This is a genomic window from Brevundimonas sp. (genome assembly GCF_029946145.1).
In the GTDB taxonomy this organism is placed as follows: Bacteria; Pseudomonadota; Alphaproteobacteria; order Caulobacterales; family Caulobacteraceae; genus Brevundimonas.
Map to the genome: position 1 here is coordinate 203224 of NZ_JAQSDY010000009.1, position 17185 is coordinate 220408.

Genomic DNA, 17185 nt, shown 5'->3' on the forward strand with positions numbered 1-17185 from the left:
TATAGGGGCCTCCTTGAACTTGGCATCAACGATGCCATGAATTTTGGCAGGCACAAAGCTCATCACAAAGCCGACAGCGTCTCCCGCTTCGCCTCAAGTTCCAGCCATTCCTCCTCCGCCGCCGCCAGCAAGGCGCGGGCACGGTCGGCGTTGGCGGTGGCGCGGTCGAAGGCCTTGCGGTCGCGGGCGTAGAGGCCGGGGTCGGCCAGGGTCGCGTCGTGGCGGGCGATGTCGTCGGGCAGGGAGGCCAGCAGACCCTCCAGCTCTTTCAGGCGGTGGGCGTCCTTGAAGGTCAGCTTGCCGGGCTTTTTGGGAGCAACGGCGACCGTGGCGGGCGCCGGAGCGGCGGCGGCGCGCCGGGCGGCGTCCTTGTCCTGCGGGCGGGGGTTGGCGCCGGGCTGGAGGAAGCCGGGGTTCTGGCGAATGAAGTCGGTCCAGCCGCCGGGGGTTTCGACGATGTCGCCGCGGCCGTTCATGGCGATGGTCGAGGTGGCCAGACGGTCGACGAAGTCGCGGTCGTGGCTGACCAGGATAAGGGTGCCGTCATAGGACTCGAGCAGCTCTTCCAGCTTGTCGAGCGTGTCCATGTCGAGGTCGTTGGTGGGTTCGTCGAGGACCAGCATGTTGGCGGGCTTGGCCAGGGCCCGGGCCAGAAGCAGGCGGTTGCGCTCGCCGCCTGACAGGGTCGAGATCGGCTGGCGTAGCTGGCCTTCCTGGAACAGGAAGTCCTTGGCGTAGGCGGCGACGTGTTTGGAGACGCCGCGCACAAGGACGCTGTCGCCGCCGCCGGGGGTCAGGGCGTCCCACAGGGTCATGTCGCTGCGCAGGCCCTCGCGCGACTGGTCGAGATAGACCGGTTCGAGATTGGCCCCCAGCTTGACCGTACCCTGGTCGGGCGCGAGCTCGCCGAGCAGGATCTTGACCAGGGTGGTCTTGCCCGCCCCGTTGGGTCCGACGATGGCCAGCCGGTCCCCGCGGATGACGCGGGTGGTGAAGGGCTTGATGACCGGCCGGTCGCCGAAGCTCTTGGAGACTCCCTTCAGGTCCGCGACCAGCTTGCCGGACGTGGCCCCGGAATCGACGCCGAGATTGAGTTCGCGCGGGACGTCCTTGAGCCGTTCGCTGCGATCGGCGCGCAGGGCGTCCAGCGAGCGCGCGCGCCCCTCGTTGCGGGTGCGGCGGGCGGTGATGGAGCGGTAGAAGGTCTCGGTCTCGCGTTCGATGGTCTTCGTCAGGCGTTGCAGGGACTGGGCCTCCTCTTCCAGGACCTTGCCCGCCCATTCGTCGAAGGCGGCGAAGCCCTTGTTCAGGGTGCGGACGCGGCGGCCTTCCAGCCAGTGGCAGGACTGGGTGACGCGGTTGAGGAAGGCGCGGTCGTGGCTGACGACCAGGACCGAGAAGCGGGCCTGGAGAAGTTCTTCCTCGAGCAGTTCGATGGCGAGGATGTCGAGGTGGTTGGTAGGCTCGTCGAGCAGCAGCAGGTCAGGCTCTTCGGCGAAGGCCTTGGCGAGGGCGGCGCGGCGGGTCTCGCCGCCGGACAGGTTGACGGCCGGCTTTTCCGCGTCGAGGCCGAAGGTGGTCAACCAGGCCTCGGCGGTCCAGCGTTCGGCGCCTTCCGAGGCGGCGTAGTCGAGCAGGGTCTCGCCGGTGATGACGGGTTCCTGGGGCACATAGGCGAAGCGGACGCCGGCCTGGACCGAGCGGTCGCCGGCGTCGGGCTCGATCAGGCCCATGACCATCTTCATCAGGGTCGACTTGCCGGCCCCGTTGCGGCCGACCAGTGCGGCGCGCGTGCGCGGCTCGACGGCGATGTCGACGCCATCGAACAGCGGGCGCTGGCCGTCCTGGAGACGGACGTTCTTGAGGGCGACGAGAGGAGGACGGGGAGCCATGGAAACCTGGGACACGCGGCGCAACGGGGAGGTCGCGCGGTCGAAGGCGGCCATATAGGGCGTCAGGGCCCTTGTGACCACCGGCGCGGACGTCTTGTACGAGACAGGCGAGCCGGGAGGGGCTAACAGGCGCCGATGGAACGGCCCTTCTGGCAAACCAAGCGACTGGAGCAGATGTCCCGCGAGGAGTGGGAGAGTCTGTGCGACGGCTGCGGTCTGTGCTGCCTGGTGCGGTTCGAGGACGAGGACAGCGGCGAGGTCGTCCCGACGCGAGTGCATTGCAGGCTGTTCGACGCGGAACGTTGCACCTGCACCGACTACGCCAACCGTCGCGAGCATGTGCCGGACTGTATCAAGCTGACGCCGTGGAACATCGAGGCGCTGAAGTGGATGCCGCTGTCGTGCGGGTACCGCCGCATCAACGAGGGCCGGGGGCTGGCGGACTGGCATCCGCTGGTGTCGGGCGATCCCGAAAGCGTGCATGCGGCCGGCGTTTCGGTGCGAGGACAGACCGTGTCGGAGCGGGCGCTGAAGGCGTCGGAGGACGCCCTGGACTTCGAGGCGCCGGAGTGGATGCTCGAGCGGGGCGGCGACCGGAGCCGCTAACCGAAACTTCGTTGTTCGCCCTGCAGACTGTCGGCATGGGAGCGAAGAGTTCGAAAACGCCGCGGAAAGCGGCGGCGAGCCAGCTGGATCTGGAAAGCCCGTTCGATCGGCTGACGGCGCTGGCCTGCGCCATGTTCGAGGCGCCCCATGCCATGATTGGCGTATGCGACGGCGACCGGACGGTGTTCCGCGCCAACGTTGGCCTCGGTCAGAGTCAGATGCCCCGGAGCCTGTCGGCAACCAGTATGGTGGCCGACCTGGGGCCGGGCGCCGTGCTGGTGATCGAGGACGCCCTGGCGGACGAGCGGGTCCGCAACCATCCATTGGTGACGGGGAAGCCGCATCTGCGGTTCTTCGCCGGCGTCGGAGTCGTTAACGCCGCCGGCGAAAGCGTCGGGGCCATCGGCGTGATGGACATCCGGGCGCGCCCCCGACCGAGCGACGCAGAGATCGAGAACCTGAAACTGCTGGCCCGCATGGCGGGTGAAATTCTCGACCGCGCGGAGGCTGCCCGGCAACTGGAGGAACAGCTGCAACTGCTGCGTCTGACGGAGGAGATGGCCGGCGTCGGGCACTGGAGAATGGACGCCGAGACGTTCAGGTCGACCTGGTCGGACCGGGTCTACGCCATCTATGGTGTGACGAGGGAGACCTTCGATCCCGGGCTTGACGACGCGGTGGCGTTTTTCCACCCCGAAGACCGGGCCGGGGTCCAGGAAGCGGTCATGCACGGCTTGACGACTGGCGAGGGCTTCCGGATCCGGGCTCGCCTGATCCGGGCCGACGGCGAGGAACGGCTGGTCGAGACGCGGGCGCAGACCGAGCGAAACGATGACGGACGTGTGACCGCGATGTTCGGCGTCTTCCAGGACGTGACCGAGGCCGAAGAGGCCGCGCAGAAGATCGCCGAGAGCGAGCGCCGCTATCGGCTGCTGGCCGACCGCGCCACGGACATCATCATCACCTACGGCGTGGACGGCCTGGTGACCTATGTTTCGCCATCCATCGAGACGGTCAGCGGGTTCGCACCCGGGGACGTGGTCGGTCGGCCCGTGACCAATCTGATCCATCCCGACGACCTGCCGAAGCTGGCGGAGGATTTCCGGGAGTTCGTCAGGTCTCCGCCGGAATGGATGCATCGCGGCGTGACGTATCGGGGCCTGACGCGATCAGGCGTTCGCTGGTTCGAAGCCCGCACCTCGATCATCCGTGACGAGCAAGGCCGGGCCGTCGAGTTCCAGGACGTCGTGCGCGACGTGACGGACACCAAGATGCTGGAACACGCGTTGACCGAGGCGCGTGACCGGGCCGAAGCCGGCGCCCGGACGAAGTCGGAATTTCTGGCCAATATGAGCCACGAGCTGCGGACGCCGCTGACCAGCGTCATCGGCTTTTCGGGCTTGCTGGTCGGCAGCGGGAGCCTGCCCCCCGCGGAGCGCACATGGGCCAACCGGATCGCCACGGCGAGCGAGGCGCTGCTGAGCGTGATCAACGACATTCTGGATTACTCCAAACTGGAGGCCGACGCCGTCGATCTTGATCCGCAGCCGTTCGATCCTCGCGCCATGGCGCAAGGCGCCGCGGCGATCGTGGAGTCGCAATGCCTGGCCCGAGGTCTGACCCTGACCGTGGATGTCGCCGCTGATCTGCCCCCGGCGATGATGGGCGACGAGGGCCGACTGAGGCAGGTCACGCTGAATTTCCTGTCCAACGCGGTGAAGTTCACCTCGGCCGGCGAGATCCGGCTGACGGTCACGGAGGACGCGGGGCGTCTGAGGGTAGCGGTGAGCGACAGCGGCATCGGCATCGATCCGGACAAGATCAGCCAATTGTTCGACCGGTTCACCCAGGCCGACGCCTCGACGACCCGTGTCTACGGCGGAACGGGGCTGGGTCTGGCGATCTCCTATCGCCTGATCGAGATGATGGGCGGCCAGATCGGCGTGGACAGCACGCCCGGAAAAGGCTCGACCTTCTGGTTCACGATCCCGATGAAGTGCGCCGAAGCCAAAGACATCCAGGCCGCGCCGGTGGATGCGAGCATCGCGTCAGGTCTCCGCGTATTGATGGCCGACGACGCGGTGGCCAACCGGGAGCTGGTCACCGCCATCATGGGGGGGCTGGGCGTGAATCTGGACACGGTCTGTGACGGAGCCCAGGCGGTCGAGGCCGCCCGCTCGGGTGACTATGACCTGATCCTGATGGACGTGCATATGCCGGTGATGGACGGGCTGGCCGCGACGCGGGCGATCCGGGCGATGGGAGGGGCGGTGGCGCGGACGCCGATCGTGGCCCTGACCGCCAACGTCCAGCCCGAGCAGGTCGAGCGCTGTCTGGCGGCGGGCATGGACGGCCATGTCGGCAAGCCGATCCAGGTTGCGGAACTGCTGGCCGTCATGAACCGGGCATCGCAGCGGGGTACGGGCGACGCGGAATCGGGCGGCGGCGCCGCCGCGGCCTGAACACGCGCAGGATCACCGCCAGTCACACCATGACGCTATGCCGGCAATTCGCGAACCTGTAGTCGGGTTCGAGATTTAAAATTCTATCTAAACAACAGCTTGTACTTTTCTCGAATCCGTTTCCCCGCCTTGGTGCGCTGATCGGCTAGTCTTTGGGCATGACGGGAAAACAGGTCCGGAGCCGAGGCGACCGGCGCGGTCTTTCCCGACCGGAGCCTGGCGCGCCTGTGCTCTGAGGCAGACCTTCGAGAAGGGTGAAAATGCAGAATCTGCGCTGGCCGATGGGCCGCCGCGGGCGTGAAACCGCGCCCGAAATCAAGGACAGCCGCGCCGGGCCGCTGATCGCCCTGACGAGCGGGGGCCGGGCGCGGTGGACCCCGCGCGACTATGCCCATCTGGCGGTGGAGGGGTTCGGGAAGAACGCGGTGGCGTACCGTTGTGTACGGATGATCGCGGAGGCGGCGGCGGCGACGCCTTTGATCGTGTTCGCCGATGGGGCGCGGGCGCCGGACCATCCACTGGCCCGGCTTCTGGCGCGACCCAATCCGGAGCAGTCGGGCGCGGAGTGGCTGGAGGGGCTGTACGGCGCGCTGCAGACGGCGGGCAACGCCTACGCCGAGGCGGTGGGCGAGGCGGAGCCGGAGGAGCTCTGGACCTTGCGGCCCGACCGCATGAAGGTCGTTCCCGGACGCGCCGGCTGGGCCGAGGCCTGGGACTATTCCGTGGACGGGCGGTCGGTGCGGATCGTCCGGGCCGCGGACGGCTGGATGCCGGTGATGCAGCTGAAGCTGTTTCATCCGACCGACGATCATTACGGGTTTTCGCCGCTGGAGGCGGCGGCCTCGGCCATCGACATCCACAATGCGTCTGGGGACTGGAACAAGGCGCTGCTGGATAACGGGGCACGGCCGTCGGGGGCTCTGGTCTTCGGGGCGAAGGATGGCGAGCGGCTGACGGCCGAGCAGTTCGAAGGGTTGCGGGCGCAGATCAACGAAGGTCACGCCGGAACGATGAACGCCGGTCGGCCAATGATCCTGGAGGGGGGACTGGACTGGAAGCCCATGAGCTGGACGCCCGCGGACATGGACTTCATCGCCGGCAAGCATGCGGCGGCCCGTGAGATCGCCCTGGCGTTCGGGGTGCCGCCGCAGTTGCTGGGGATCCCCGGAGACGCAACCTACGCCAACTATCGCGAGGCCAATGCGGCCTTCTGGCGGGGGACGGTCGTGCCGCTTGTCCGCAAGACGGCCGCGGCGCTGGGCGGATGGCTGGGCGGACGGTTTTCGGGGGTCAGGATCGAGGCGGATCTGGAGGGGCTGCCGGCGCTGCAGCCTGAGCGGGATGCGCTGTGGGCGAGGCTGAATGCGGCGGTCTTCCTGACCGACGAGGAGCGACGGCGGATGGCGGGAGTGGGCGAGTGATGGGCAGTCTGAAGCGGATTCCCGTGGCGTTGATCGTGGCCCTGACGGTGCAGGCTATCGGCGCGCTGGTCTGGGCTGGCGGGGCCGCCGCCCGGATCGGGACGCTGGAGGAAAGGGTCGCGGAGCAACGGCTGGTGGCCGACCGGCTCGCTCGCCTGGAAGAGCAGAGCGTGGCGACCCGCGCGGCTGTGGAGCGGATCGAGGAGAGGCTGGAGGGTTGGGGATGACGGCTCCGGTGGTCGACGCGGGTCTGAGGATTGAAGGTTACGCCTCCCTGTGGGGCGTCGCTGATCTGAACGGAGACGTCGTGGCCGAGGGCGCCTTCCGCGCCAGCCTGGCCAGAAGCGGCGCGCGGCGCGTGCGCATGCTGCACCAGCACGAGAGCCGGGCGGTGGTTGGGGTCTGGGACGAAATGATCGAGGACGATCGCGGTCTGCTGGTCCGTGGCCGGGTCATGGACTGGTCGCCGGATGCACGCTTCGCCGGTGCGCTGTCGAAGGCCGGGGCGCTGGACGGGTTGTCGATCGGGTTCCGCAGCAGCCGGGCGCGACGCGAAGGGCGGCTGCGGGTGCTGGTCGAGGTCGAGTTGTGGGAGGTGTCGCTGGTGACGTTTCCAATGCTGCCGGGCGCGCGGTTCACGGTGAACGACCGGATGCGTGCGGTCAGGACCGCGGCGGTCTGAACTCGCGGTTCCCCAGGTCTCGACGAAACGCTGGATCGCCGAGAGGGCGGCCGGTTTCCGGACCCAACGGCCAAGAAGGACGGTGACGAAGACGGCGAAGACCAGAGGCAGGCGGAACAGAAGGGTCACAATCAGCGCGACGATAGCGATGACGACCCGGACGCCGATCAGACGTGGGGCTTCCTGTTTGTCAGCCGATGCGGCCTCGGCGGTTCGCGCCGGGAAGACGCTCCCAGCAGGTCCGGCGGCGGGGAGCCCTGGACCCGCTGAACGGAGCCGACATTGACGAGCTGTGGCTCTACCGGCGCCGGCGAGGCCCGGACGGCGCTCTACCAGGCGGCGGATGCGGCGGCTGACTTTCCCGGCGGGCCGGGGCCGGATGCCGCCGTTGCGGTGGCTCAGTGGGGAGAGGGATACGGGTGGGGACCCGAGGCGACGGCGACGCTGGGTTAGGCGCGCCACAGTTTTGTGCGGCCCGCCTTTCCGGAATCCCCTCGATGGCCTAACTGATCTTCTGGCATTGATGGGCTGACGCGCTTTGCGCGGCGTGAGCCCGGCGCAGGAGCGAAATCGAACGTGGCGGGCGATCCCTACAAGGAACTGGGCGTTGCGAGGGGCGCGAGCGCGGACGAGATCAAGAAGGCGTTCCGCAAACTCGCCAAGGAACTGCATCCTGATAAGAACCCCGGCAATACCGTCGCCGACGAGCGATTCAAGCGGATCACCGCCGCCTTCGACCTGCTGGGCGACAAGGAGAAGCGCGCCAGGTTCGACCGTGGCGAGATCGATGCCGACGGACGCGAACAGTTCCGCGGCTTTGGCGGCGGCGGAGGACAGACGCGGGGTGGTCAGGGAGGCGATCCCTTCGGCCAGGGCGGCGCGCGGCAGCAGGGCTTCGAGAACATCGATCTGGATGAACTGTTCGGGGGAATGTTCGGCGGCGGGGCGAGGCCTGGCGGGGCTCGGGGCGGCGGTTTCGCCAATGCGGGTCTGGGCCGGGGCGCGGACGTCAAGGCGACGCTGGAGATCAGCCTGGAGGATTCGATCTCGGGCGCGACGCGGAGGATACAATTCTCGGACGGGCGGACGCTTGACGTTACCATCCCCAAGGGCGCGGCTGACGGTCAGACGATCCGGCTGAGGGGGCAGGGCGCACCCGGCGTCTCGGGCCGCAGCGAGGCGGGCGACGCCCTGATCACCCTGAAGATCGCGCGGCATCCGGTGTTCACGCGAGATGGAGCGGACCTGACGATGGATTTGCCGATCACACTGTCCGACGCGGTTCTGGGCGGGAAAATTCCGGTCCGGACGCCGGAGGGGGCGGTCTCGATGACCATTCCCAAGGGATCGAACTCAGGCAAGGTTCTGCGGCTGAAGGGCCGGGGCGCGTTTGCGGACGGCAAGCGCGGCGACCTGCTGGCCAAGCTGATGGTCATGCTGCCTGAGGAAGAAAACGCGGCGCTGACCAAGGTGGCGCAGGCAATGCGCGACGCGGGTCCCTTCAAGCCATGGCGCGAATGATGGCCAATCGACCCAATGTGAAACCGGCGCGGCCATGGTTCTCGTCCGGACCGACCGCGAAGCGGCCGGGGTGGTCGTCCGAGGCGATTCCGCATGAGTTGCTGGGTCGGGGCATCCGCGCGCCGGAGGTGGTCGAGCGGTTCGCGCATGGTCTGGGGCTGACGCGTGAATTGCTGCAGGTTCCGGCGGACTGGGTGCTGGTCTATGTGCCGGGGTCCGACACCGCCGCGGTCGAGGCGGCCATGTGGTCGATGCTGGGCGAACGGCCGGTGCAGGTGTTGGCGTTCGAGAATTTCGGCAAGGTCTGGGCGACCGATGCGGTCGACCACCTGAAGCTGGACCCCGAGGTGCTGACGGCGCCATGGGGCGGATGGCCGGATACCTCGAAGGTCGATCCGGAGAAGGACCTTGTCTTCCCGTGGAACGGAACGACCTCGGGCGTGTGCGCTCCGAACGGGGATTTTATCGCCGACGACCGCGAAGGGGTGGTGATCTGCGACGCCACTTCGGCGGCCTTCGCCATGCCGCTGCCTTGGGGCAAGCTGGATGTCGTGACCTTCAGTTTCCAGAAGGCGCTGGGCGGCGAGGCGGGGCTCGGGGTGGCGGCGCTGTCGCCGCGCGCGGTTGAGCGACTGGACCGCTATGAACCGCCGCGCAGCGTGCCCAAGGTGCTGCGGCTGCGCGATGCGAACGGGTTCGACCGACTGCTGGCCTCGGGATCCATGCTGAACACCTTCTCGGTCTGGACGATCGAGGACTGGATCGACGCGGTCGAATGGGGTCTGGCGGCGGGTGGACTGGATGCTCTGATCGCAAGGACGAACGCCAACGCCGCGGCGCTGGACGCATGGGTGCGACGGACGGACTGGGTCGAATATCTGGCCGCGGATCCCGCGACGCGGTCGACGACCTCGGTGTGCCTGAAGATCGTGGATGCACGGGTCGCGGCGATGGACGACGACGCGCGCCGGGCCCTGGTCACCCGCATGAAGGCGCTGGTCGAGGATGCGGGCGCCGCCTTCGACATCGAGAGCCATCGCAACGCGCCGGCAGGGTTGCGAATCTGGTGCGGTTGCACCGTCGATGTAGCGGACATCGAGGCGCTGACGCCCTGGCTGGACTGGGCGTTCGAGACCGCATTGGCGGAATAATCGTCCGGCGACGGGACACCTGCCGATTCCCCCGCTATAGGCTGCGCCCGCATTCCGAAATCCCGGACAGCGGAGAACAGTCTTGGCGAACGTCGCGGTGGTCGGCGCCCAATGGGGCGACGAGGGCAAGGGCAAGATCGTCGACTGGCTGTCGAACCGGGCCGATATGGTCGTCAGGTTCCAGGGCGGGCACAACGCCGGTCACACGCTGGTTGTCGACGGCAAGGTCTACAAACTGGCGCTGTTGCCCAGCGGCGTGGTGCAGGGCAAGCCCTCCATTATCGGCAATGGCGTGGTGGTCGATCCCTGGCATCTGGTCGGCGAGATCGAGAAGATCGAGGCCCAGGGTATCCGTATCAGCCCCGATGTGCTGATCGTCGCCGACAATGCCTGCCTGATCCTGCCCATCCATCCGGCGCTGGACGTGGCGCGCGAGGCCGCGGCGAGCGCGCCGGGCGCGCGGATCGGCACGACGGGGCGCGGCATTGGTCCCGCCTATGAAGACAAGGTCGGGCGGCGGGCGATCCGGGTTTGCGACCTGGCCAGCGCCGAGGACCTGAAGGTCAAGATCGACCGCTTGCGGGCCCACCACGACCCCCTGAGGGCGGGCCTGGGGCTGGAACCGATCGATCCGGAGGCGCTGTTGCGCCAACTGCTGGAGATCGCGCCCAGGATCCTCCCCTATGTGCAGCCGGCCTGGCGCGTGCTGGATCAGGCGCGGCGGGACGGCAAGCGAGTGCTGTTCGAGGGAGCGCAAGGGGCCTTCCTGGACGTGGACCACGGCACCTATCCCTATGTGACCAGTTCCAACACCGTGGCTGGGCAGGCGGCGGCGGGATCGGGTATCGGGCCGCGCGGCGTCGGCTATGTGCTGGGGATCGTGAAGGCCTATACGACGCGCGTGGGCGAAGGGCCCTTCGCCTGCGAACTGAACGATGAGGTCGGCCAGCATCTGGCGACGGTCGGGCGTGAGGTCGGGGTGAACACCGGACGGGCGCGGCGGTGCGGATGGTTCGATGCGGTGCTGGTGCGCCAGTCGGTGGCGATAAACGGCATCGACGGGATCGCGCTGACGAAGCTCGACGTGCTGGACGGATTAGAGACGCTAAAGATCTGCACCGGCTATCGCATCGACGGACAGGTGCTGGACTATCTGCCCTCAAGTCTAAAGGCCCAGGCCGCGGCCGAGCCGGTGTTCGAGGAACTGGAAGGCTGGAGCGAAAGCACCGCCGGCGCCCGGAGCTTCCGCGACCTCAACGCGAATGCGATCAAGTATGTCAGGCGGATTGAGGAGCTGATAGGCGCGCCCGTGGCCCTGCTCTCGACAAGCCCGGAGCGCGACGACACGATCATGATGCGCGATCCCTTCCGGGGCTGATCACAGGCTGAGGGCATTCAACCGGCCTTAACCGGCTCGCGTTAAGGATGATGCCCCCGGTATGGAGGTGTGCGTCTTGTTTGCTGTTGATCGTCGCGTGCTGGCGAAACTGGCTCCGATGCTGAGGCGGGTTCTGGTCGTCGATCCGAATCCCCATTCCGCCCGTATGCTGACCGAGATCATCAAGGGACTGGGCGCCGGAGAAATCGTGGTCGAGCCGAACACCGATCGCGCCCTGCGCACCGCGGCTGAGCTGGAACCCGGCATCATCTTCACCGAACGGACCGGCGACAAGCTGGACGGAGAGGCGTTGGCGCGAAACGTGAGGCGATCGAATCTGGGATGCCGCCGCGTCCCGATCATCATGGTGACCGCCGAAGCCACAGCCACCACCATTCTGGGCGCTCGCGACGCAGGCGTGCACGAGTTCCTGCGGAAGCCTTTCACCATCGCCGATCTGTTCAAGCGCGTCGAAAACGTCGCGCTCAAGCCGCGGGATTGGGTCGAGGCGGTAGGCTATGTCGGGCCGGACCGGCGGCGATTCAATTCCGGCGAGTTCTCCGGGCCCGGCAAACGCAAGGCCGACAAGCCCGGGACGGGCGCCGAGGCGATCGCTGCGGCCAAGGATCAAGCCATGCGCATTCTCGCGGCGGCGCTTGATCAGTTCGACAGCGATCCGGCGCAGGCCGTGCGCGCCATCCGGGAGCAGGCCTCCCAGTTGAAGGTGCTGGCCATGAAGGCGTCGGATTCCCGGCTTGTTGTGGCGGTCGGCGCGCTGGAAGTCACCCTCGCATCCGGACCGGCGACCAAGGAAACCCTGACGGCGCCGATCGGGACGCTGCTGGCCATGTCGCCCGTCGAGCCGATGAAACGCGCGGGCTAACTGGCCGGTTCTATCGAAGCAGGCCCGAATACGCTTCCAGGATTCGGGGCCAGACGGCCGAGGTCGGGTCGATCAGTTCGAAATGTCCCGCGCCCTCCAGCACCACTGACGTCGCGGGGTCGCCCGCCGATGCAGCGGCCGCTGCGTAAGCCTGCCCGAATCTCGGCGGTACGATGTGATCAAGCGCGCCCGACACCACCACCTGCCGGTCGCCGAGCGGCAGCAGCGAAGGCGGCGAGGTGTCGGCGAAGACCTCGCGGCCGTTCGTCTCCTGAACGCCGACCAGACTGTCTATGGTCGGCGGACCTCCGCAAGCGTCGGGTCCTGTCTCGCGATAGGCCCGTAGATCCGCGATGGCGGCCAGAGATACGACGCCGCGCACCGGCAGGGGATCGGCAACGCGCGATGGGCTGGACTCCGGGAGACGGTCGCGGGCTGCGGCCCATATAGCCAGATGGCCGCCGGCCGAATGGCCGGAAACCGCGACCCTGCGCAGATCCAGTCCGTATTTCGGCGCCAGCACGCGCAGGTAGTCGAGGCCCGCGGCGACGTCCTGGAATGTCCCCGGATAACCCCCGCCGGAGTGGCCGATGCGGCGATACTCAAGGTTCCACACCGCGTAACCCCGGTCCCGCAGGTCGGCGGCCATATGGTCCATCAGCTCCGTGCCCGGCAGGTCGGCGCGCCAGCAGCCGCCGTGGATCAGGACGATGACCGGGTGGCGGCGGCCGCTTTTCGGAACCCACAACTCCCCGAACTGAAGCGGGTCCGCGCCATAGGCGATGCGGCGGTCCCCACTCTGGCGGGGCTGGTTCAGAAGCTGACCGAACGTGATGGGCGTTCGGGTCTCGACCGGATCGACAGGCGCGGGCGACGACATGCAGGCGGCGACGGATATCGATGCCGCCAAGGCGGCCAGGGGCGGGCGCATTCGCATCGGTCCTGTCGAAGTCGCCGTTTCACCGGCGCGGCGGCTCACTGTAGAGAGCGATGGCCGTCCGGCAACCGGAGCCTCGAGAATGACGACCCGCCAGACCTGTCTCGATCAGGACGTCGCTGATCCCTTGGGTGAGGTTCGCGACCGGTTCAGCCTGCCGGAGGAGGTCATCTATCTGGATGGAAATTCTCTGGGTGCCCTGACGCACGCGGCGGCGGCGCGGGTGCGGGAGGCGACCGAGCAGCAGTGGGGCCGGGATCTGATTTCCAGCTGGAACCGCCACGGCTGGATCGCCCTGCCGCAGCAGACAGGCCGCAAGATCGCCCGGCTGATCGGCGCGGGAGCCGACGAGGTGACGGCTGCGGATTCGGTGTCCGTGAACCTGTTCAAACTCGCCGCGGCGGCCGTGCGGGCGCGGGGATCGGAGCGACGAGCCGTCATTATCGAGCGAGGTGACTTTCCGACTGATCTCTACATCCTGCAGGGACTGGCGGAGGCGATGCCGGAGATCGACCTCAGGGTCGTCGAGCCCGGCGGTGTCGAGGCGGCTCTGGACAATCGGGCGGCCGTGGTCCTGCTGAGCCACGTCCACTATCGCAGCGGAGCCGTGCGAGACATGGCGGCGCTGAGCGCGGCGGTGCAGGCGGCCGGAGCCTTCAGTCTGTGGGATCTCAGTCATAGCGCCGGGGTGCTGGACGTTGATCTGAACCGTGACGGCGCCGATCTGGCGGCGGGCTGTGGTTACAAGTATCTGAACGGTGGCCCGGGCGCCCCTGCGTACCTGTTCGTGGCGAAGCGGCATCAGGCGGCGTTGCGCAATCCGTTGTCCGGCTGGATGGGTCACGCCCGGCCGTTCGATTTCATCGACGACTATGAGCCCGCCGCCGGGATCGGCCGCTGGCTGTGCGGCACCCCGCCGATCCTGAGTCTGACGGCGCTGGACGCCGCCCTGGACGCCTTCGACGGGGTGGACATGGCGCAGACCCGGATCAAGGCCGGTGCGCTGGGCGACCTGTTTATCGAACGGGTCGAGGCGCGATGTGCAGCACAGGGGCTGACGTTGGTCGGGCCGCGCGCTGCCGCGATGCGTGGCGGTCAGGTTTCTTTCGCGCATCCAGACGGCTGGGCGATCATGCAAAATCTGATCGCCCGCGGCGTGATCGGGGACTTCCGCCGGCCGGACGTCATCCGCTTCGGCTTCGCGCCGCTTTACGTGCGCCACGTCGATGTGTGGGATGCGGTCGAGGTGCTGGGAGACATTCTCGACAGCGAGAGCTGGCGGGACGAACGGTTTCAGGCCGTTTCAGCAGTGACCTGAGTCCCTCCCCGCGGTGCGGGGAGGGAGATTTCATCAGGCGTCGACCAGGTTCCGCTCGTCGGCCGCGGCGCGCATGGCCTTCTGCAGCTTTTCAAAGGCCCGGACCTCGATCTGACGGACGCGCTCGCGGGACACGCCATATTGGCCGGCCAGTTCTTCCAGCGTCACCGGATCGTCCTTCAGGCGGCGCTCGGTCAGGATGTGCTTCTCGCGGTCGGTCAGCTCCTGCATCGCTTCCTCGAGCAGACCCATGCGGATTGACTTTTCCTCGCTTTCGGCGAGGGCGGTTTCCTGGGACACTGCGGTGTCGTCGGCCAGCCAGTCCTGCCATTCGCTCTCGCCGTCCGAACGGATCGGGGCGTTCAGCGAGGAATCGCCGCCGAGGCGACGGTTCATGTTGGTGACCTCTTCCTCGGACACGCCCAGTTTGGTGGCGATGGCCGACAGATGTTCGGGGTGCAGGTCGCCTTCCTCGAAGGCCGAGATCTGGCTCTTGGCCTTGCGCAGGTTGAAGAACAGCTTCTTCTGCGCGGCGGTGGTGCCCATCTTCACGAGCGACCAGCTGCGCAGGATGTATTCCTGGATCGAGGCGCGGATCCACCACATGGCGTAGGTGGCGAGGCGGAAGCCCTTGTCGGGATCGAATTTCTTGACGGCCTGCATCAGGCCGACATTGCCCTCGGAGATCACCTCGCCGATCGGCAGGCCGTAGCCGCGATAGCCCATGGCGATCTTGGCCACGAGGCGCAGGTGAGAGGTCACGAGGCGGTGGGCGGCCTCGGGGTCCTGGTGCTCGGTCCAGCGCTTGGCGAGCATGAACTCCTCGTCCTTGGCCAGCATCGGAAATTTGCGAATTTCCGTCAGGTACCGCGAAAGCCCCTGTTCAGGCGACATCACCGCGAGTGATCTAGCTACAGCCATATGGTCCCTCCGACCGTCAAAGAGCGGGTTCTTCGGAAGCGGCCACCCGATGTGCGCCGTCGCCTCACCCCTCAACCGATGAAATAGGGTCGGGTTTCCGCACTTGTCAGTGGCGGATGGTCACACGAAAGCGAGACCGTTGCCCCGGCGCCACGGCACCGATCGACGGATCGTATAACAGAGGGTCCGTCCTTAATCAAGACTGACTAGAGGGTGGCGAGGATTTCTTCCAGCACCCGCATGTCGTCGGGCGGTTGTGTCTCGAACCGAAGCGTCTCGCCTGTGACCGGGTGGACGAAGCCGAGGATGGCGGCGTGGAGCGCCTGACGGGTCAGGCCGGCCTCGGCGATGGCGGCCCGGACGGGGTTGGAGGGGCTGCCCGAGCCATAGACGGGGTCGCCAAGGAGCGGCGCGCCCCTGGAGGCCATATGCACGCGGATCTGGTGGGTGCGGCCAGTGTGCAGGGTGCAGGCGATGCGGGCGGCCATGGGCGGAGCCCCGGGCCTGGATCCCTTCTGGGCGGACGCGCCGAAAACCCGTTCGACCACATAGTCGGTGATGGCTTCGCGGCCGCCGTTGCTGAGCACCGCCATCTTCTTGCGATCGCCGGTCGAGCGGCCGATGTTGGAGACGATGCGCCCATGGGCGGGCTGGAGCGCGCCCCGGGTCAGGGCGATATAGGTGCGTTCAATGTCATGGGCGGCGAACAGGGCGGAAAGGCCCGCGTGAGCCGCGTCGGACTTGGCCGCGACCATCACGCCGGAGGTATGTTTGTCCAGGCGGTGCACGATACCGGGGCGCGCCACCCCGCCGATGCCGGACAGGGACGTCGCGCAGTGGTGCAGCAGGGCGTTGACCAGGGTGCCGGTCTCGCTGCCGGGCGCCGGATGGACCGCCATGCCGGCCGCCTTGTCGACGACAACCAGGTGAGCGTCCTCGTAGAGCACCGTCAGGGGAATCGCTTCGGCTTGCGGAATGGCTGAGACGACGGCGGGCAAGGCGACGGCGTAAAGGCCCGGCTGGGCCTTGCCGGAGGCCACGGATACGGGCTCGCCGTCGCGGGTGACGACGCCTTCGGCCAGCAGAGCCTGCAGTCGGGCCCGCGACAATGTGGGGAAGATGTCGGTCAAGGCCTTGTCGAGACGGACCCCGCCCGTCTCGAGGCGCGCCTCCAGGATGACGGCGCCGTCCTCATCGGCGAGGAGGTCTTCAGGCAGGACAGGTTCGTCGGACAAGGGCGGCTCCGCCGCGCGGCGAGCGGTTGCTGATCTAGCACGGCGGGCAGCCCGAAATACAAGGCGCGCTTGGCGGTCCTGCGGTTCTGGGTCATGGTTAAGCTTGGCTTTAGGGAGGGGAAGGTCATGCGATCGTGGATTCTCGCGGCTGCCGCCGGCGGCGCGGTCATGGTTCTGGGCAGTTGCGCGACGATGAGCGCGGAGCAGTGCATGGCGGGGGACTGGTCCGGACAGGGCTTTGCGGACGGAGCGGCGGGCCTGACCATGAGCCGGCTCAACGACCATGCCGAAGCCTGCGCCAAGCACGGGATCACGCCCGACGCCGCCGTCTATGGCGCGGGACGCGAGCAGGGCCTCATCCAGTATTGCAGGCCGGACCGCGGGTTCCGGGAGGGGCGCGCGGGTTCAGGCTACGGCGGGGTCTGCCCGTCGTATCTGGAGGCGGATTTCCTTCCGGCCTACCGCGACGGCCAGATCGTTCACCAGGTTGAGCAGGCCCTGGTCAACGCTCGCGGCCAGGTGGACTCGCTGGGAAACCGGCTGGAGGAATTGGACGACAAGATCACCGCCAAACAGGCCGAGGCCCGGGCCGAGGGTCTCACCGACGAACAGCGCGAGACGATCCGGAACCGCATTCAGGAGATCCGGCGTGAACGCGCGGACACCGAGCGGGACTGGCGTCGGGCGCAGGACGCGATCGATGACGCCGAACGCGACGTGCGGGACGTGCGCTGGCGGTTCCAGAGTCAATACGGCGGCTGGTGAACGCCGCCCCCGC

At 67.7% G+C, this 17185-nt stretch carries 15 protein-coding genes; 11 read left to right on the top strand and 4 right to left on the bottom strand.

Annotated elements, in window-relative coordinates:
- Positions 1-62 precede the first annotated feature (62 nt).
- Positions 63-1892 carry an ABC-F family ATP-binding cassette domain-containing protein gene (locus PSV23_RS03325; RefSeq protein ID WP_300466194.1) on the bottom strand — a complete coding sequence of 610 codons (1830 nt, stop codon included), beginning with the start codon at positions 1890-1892 and terminating at the stop codon, positions 63-65.
- A gap of 135 nt (positions 1893-2027) precedes the next feature.
- Here PSV23_RS03325 and PSV23_RS03330 point away from each other — a divergent pair, with 135 nt between their 5' ends.
- The 9 genes from PSV23_RS03330 (at position 2028) to PSV23_RS03370 (ending at position 11996) form a co-directional block, all read left to right on the top strand.
- Complete coding sequence (locus PSV23_RS03330; RefSeq protein WP_300466092.1) at positions 2028-2498, top strand: YcgN family cysteine cluster protein; 471 nt, start codon at positions 2028-2030, stop codon at positions 2496-2498.
- A gap of 11 nt (positions 2499-2509) precedes the next feature.
- Positions 2510-4960, top strand: a complete 2451-nt coding sequence (locus PSV23_RS03335; RefSeq protein WP_300466093.1) for an ATP-binding protein — start codon at positions 2510-2512, stop codon at positions 4958-4960.
- Between the two features lie 260 nt (positions 4961-5220).
- Complete coding sequence (locus PSV23_RS03340; protein WP_300466094.1) at positions 5221-6381, top strand: phage portal protein; 1161 nt, start codon at positions 5221-5223, stop codon at positions 6379-6381.
- Positions 6381-6608, top strand: coding sequence for a hypothetical protein (locus tag PSV23_RS03345; RefSeq protein WP_300466095.1), 228 nt, complete (start codon positions 6381-6383; stop codon positions 6606-6608). The genes PSV23_RS03340 and PSV23_RS03345 overlap by 1 nt, the downstream gene beginning before the upstream one ends.
- The gene (locus PSV23_RS03350) at positions 6605-7063 is read left to right on the top strand and encodes an HK97 family phage prohead protease (RefSeq protein ID WP_300466096.1); all 459 of its coding nucleotides are present in this window, start codon (positions 6605-6607) and stop codon (positions 7061-7063) included. The genes PSV23_RS03345 and PSV23_RS03350 overlap by 4 nt, the downstream gene beginning before the upstream one ends.
- 576 nt (positions 7064-7639) lie before the next feature.
- Positions 7640-8584, top strand: coding sequence for a DnaJ C-terminal domain-containing protein (locus tag PSV23_RS03355; protein WP_300466097.1), 945 nt, complete (start codon positions 7640-7642; stop codon positions 8582-8584).
- Complete coding sequence (locus tag PSV23_RS03360; protein ID WP_300466098.1) at positions 8584-9735, top strand: phosphoserine transaminase; 1152 nt, start codon at positions 8584-8586, stop codon at positions 9733-9735. Before PSV23_RS03355 ends, PSV23_RS03360 begins: the two co-directional genes overlap by 1 nt.
- A gap of 82 nt (positions 9736-9817) precedes the next feature.
- Positions 9818-11113 (top strand): adenylosuccinate synthase, encoded by a 1296-nt coding sequence (locus PSV23_RS03365; RefSeq protein WP_300466099.1) that lies wholly within the window; start codon positions 9818-9820, stop codon positions 11111-11113.
- Between the two features lie 67 nt (positions 11114-11180).
- Positions 11181-11996 (top strand): two-component system response regulator, encoded by an 816-nt coding sequence (locus tag PSV23_RS03370; protein WP_300466195.1) that lies wholly within the window; start codon positions 11181-11183, stop codon positions 11994-11996.
- 10 nt (positions 11997-12006) lie between these two features.
- Here the strand turns inward: PSV23_RS03370 and PSV23_RS03375 are convergent, their stop codons facing one another.
- Positions 12007-12927, bottom strand: coding sequence for an alpha/beta hydrolase (locus PSV23_RS03375; RefSeq protein WP_300466100.1), 921 nt, complete (start codon positions 12925-12927; stop codon positions 12007-12009).
- 88 nt (positions 12928-13015) lie between these two features.
- Between PSV23_RS03375 and kynU the strand changes: the two genes are divergently transcribed.
- Entirely contained in the window at positions 13016-14251 is a 1236-nt protein-coding gene (gene kynU, locus PSV23_RS03380) for a kynureninase (protein ID WP_300466101.1), read from the top strand.
- A gap of 33 nt (positions 14252-14284) precedes the next feature.
- On the opposite strand, the gene rpoH is transcribed toward kynU, so the two are convergent.
- The gene (gene rpoH, locus PSV23_RS03385; protein ID WP_300466102.1) at positions 14285-15172 is read right to left on the bottom strand and encodes an RNA polymerase sigma factor RpoH; all 888 of its coding nucleotides are present in this window, start codon (positions 15170-15172) and stop codon (positions 14285-14287) included.
- 206 nt (positions 15173-15378) lie between these two features.
- Entirely contained in the window at positions 15379-16407 is a 1029-nt protein-coding gene (locus PSV23_RS03390) for an RluA family pseudouridine synthase (protein WP_300466103.1), read from the bottom strand.
- 126 nt (positions 16408-16533) lie between these two features.
- Between PSV23_RS03390 and PSV23_RS03395 the strand changes: the two genes are divergently transcribed.
- Positions 16534-17172, top strand: a complete 639-nt coding sequence (locus PSV23_RS03395; RefSeq protein WP_300466104.1) for a DUF2799 domain-containing protein — start codon at positions 16534-16536, stop codon at positions 17170-17172.
- The last annotated feature ends 13 nt before the right edge of the window (positions 17173-17185 follow it).

Excerpts from the sequence above, each read along its gene's own strand:
- PSV23_RS03325 (WP_300466194.1), bottom strand. The coding sequence starts at position 1,892 with ATGGCTCCCCGTCCTCCTCTCGTCGCCCTCAAGAACGTCCGTCTCCAG.
- PSV23_RS03330 (WP_300466092.1), top strand. The coding sequence starts at position 2,028 with ATGGAACGGCCCTTCTGGCAAACCAAGCGACTGGAGCAGATGTCCCGC.
- PSV23_RS03340 (WP_300466094.1), top strand. The coding sequence starts at position 5,221 with ATGCAGAATCTGCGCTGGCCGATGGGCCGCCGCGGGCGTGAAACCGCG.
- PSV23_RS03345 (WP_300466095.1), top strand. The coding sequence starts at position 6,381 with ATGGGCAGTCTGAAGCGGATTCCCGTGGCGTTGATCGTGGCCCTGACG.
- PSV23_RS03350 (WP_300466096.1), top strand. The coding sequence starts at position 6,605 with ATGACGGCTCCGGTGGTCGACGCGGGTCTGAGGATTGAAGGTTACGCC.
- PSV23_RS03360 (WP_300466098.1), top strand. The coding sequence starts at position 8,584 with ATGGCCAATCGACCCAATGTGAAACCGGCGCGGCCATGGTTCTCGTCC.
- PSV23_RS03375 (WP_300466100.1), bottom strand. The coding sequence starts at position 12,927 with ATGCGCCCGCCCCTGGCCGCCTTGGCGGCATCGATATCCGTCGCCGCC.
- kynU (WP_300466101.1), top strand. The coding sequence starts at position 13,016 with ATGACGACCCGCCAGACCTGTCTCGATCAGGACGTCGCTGATCCCTTG.
- rpoH (WP_300466102.1), bottom strand. The coding sequence starts at position 15,172 with ATGGCTGTAGCTAGATCACTCGCGGTGATGTCGCCTGAACAGGGGCTT.
- PSV23_RS03395 (WP_300466104.1), top strand. The coding sequence starts at position 16,534 with ATGCGATCGTGGATTCTCGCGGCTGCCGCCGGCGGCGCGGTCATGGTT.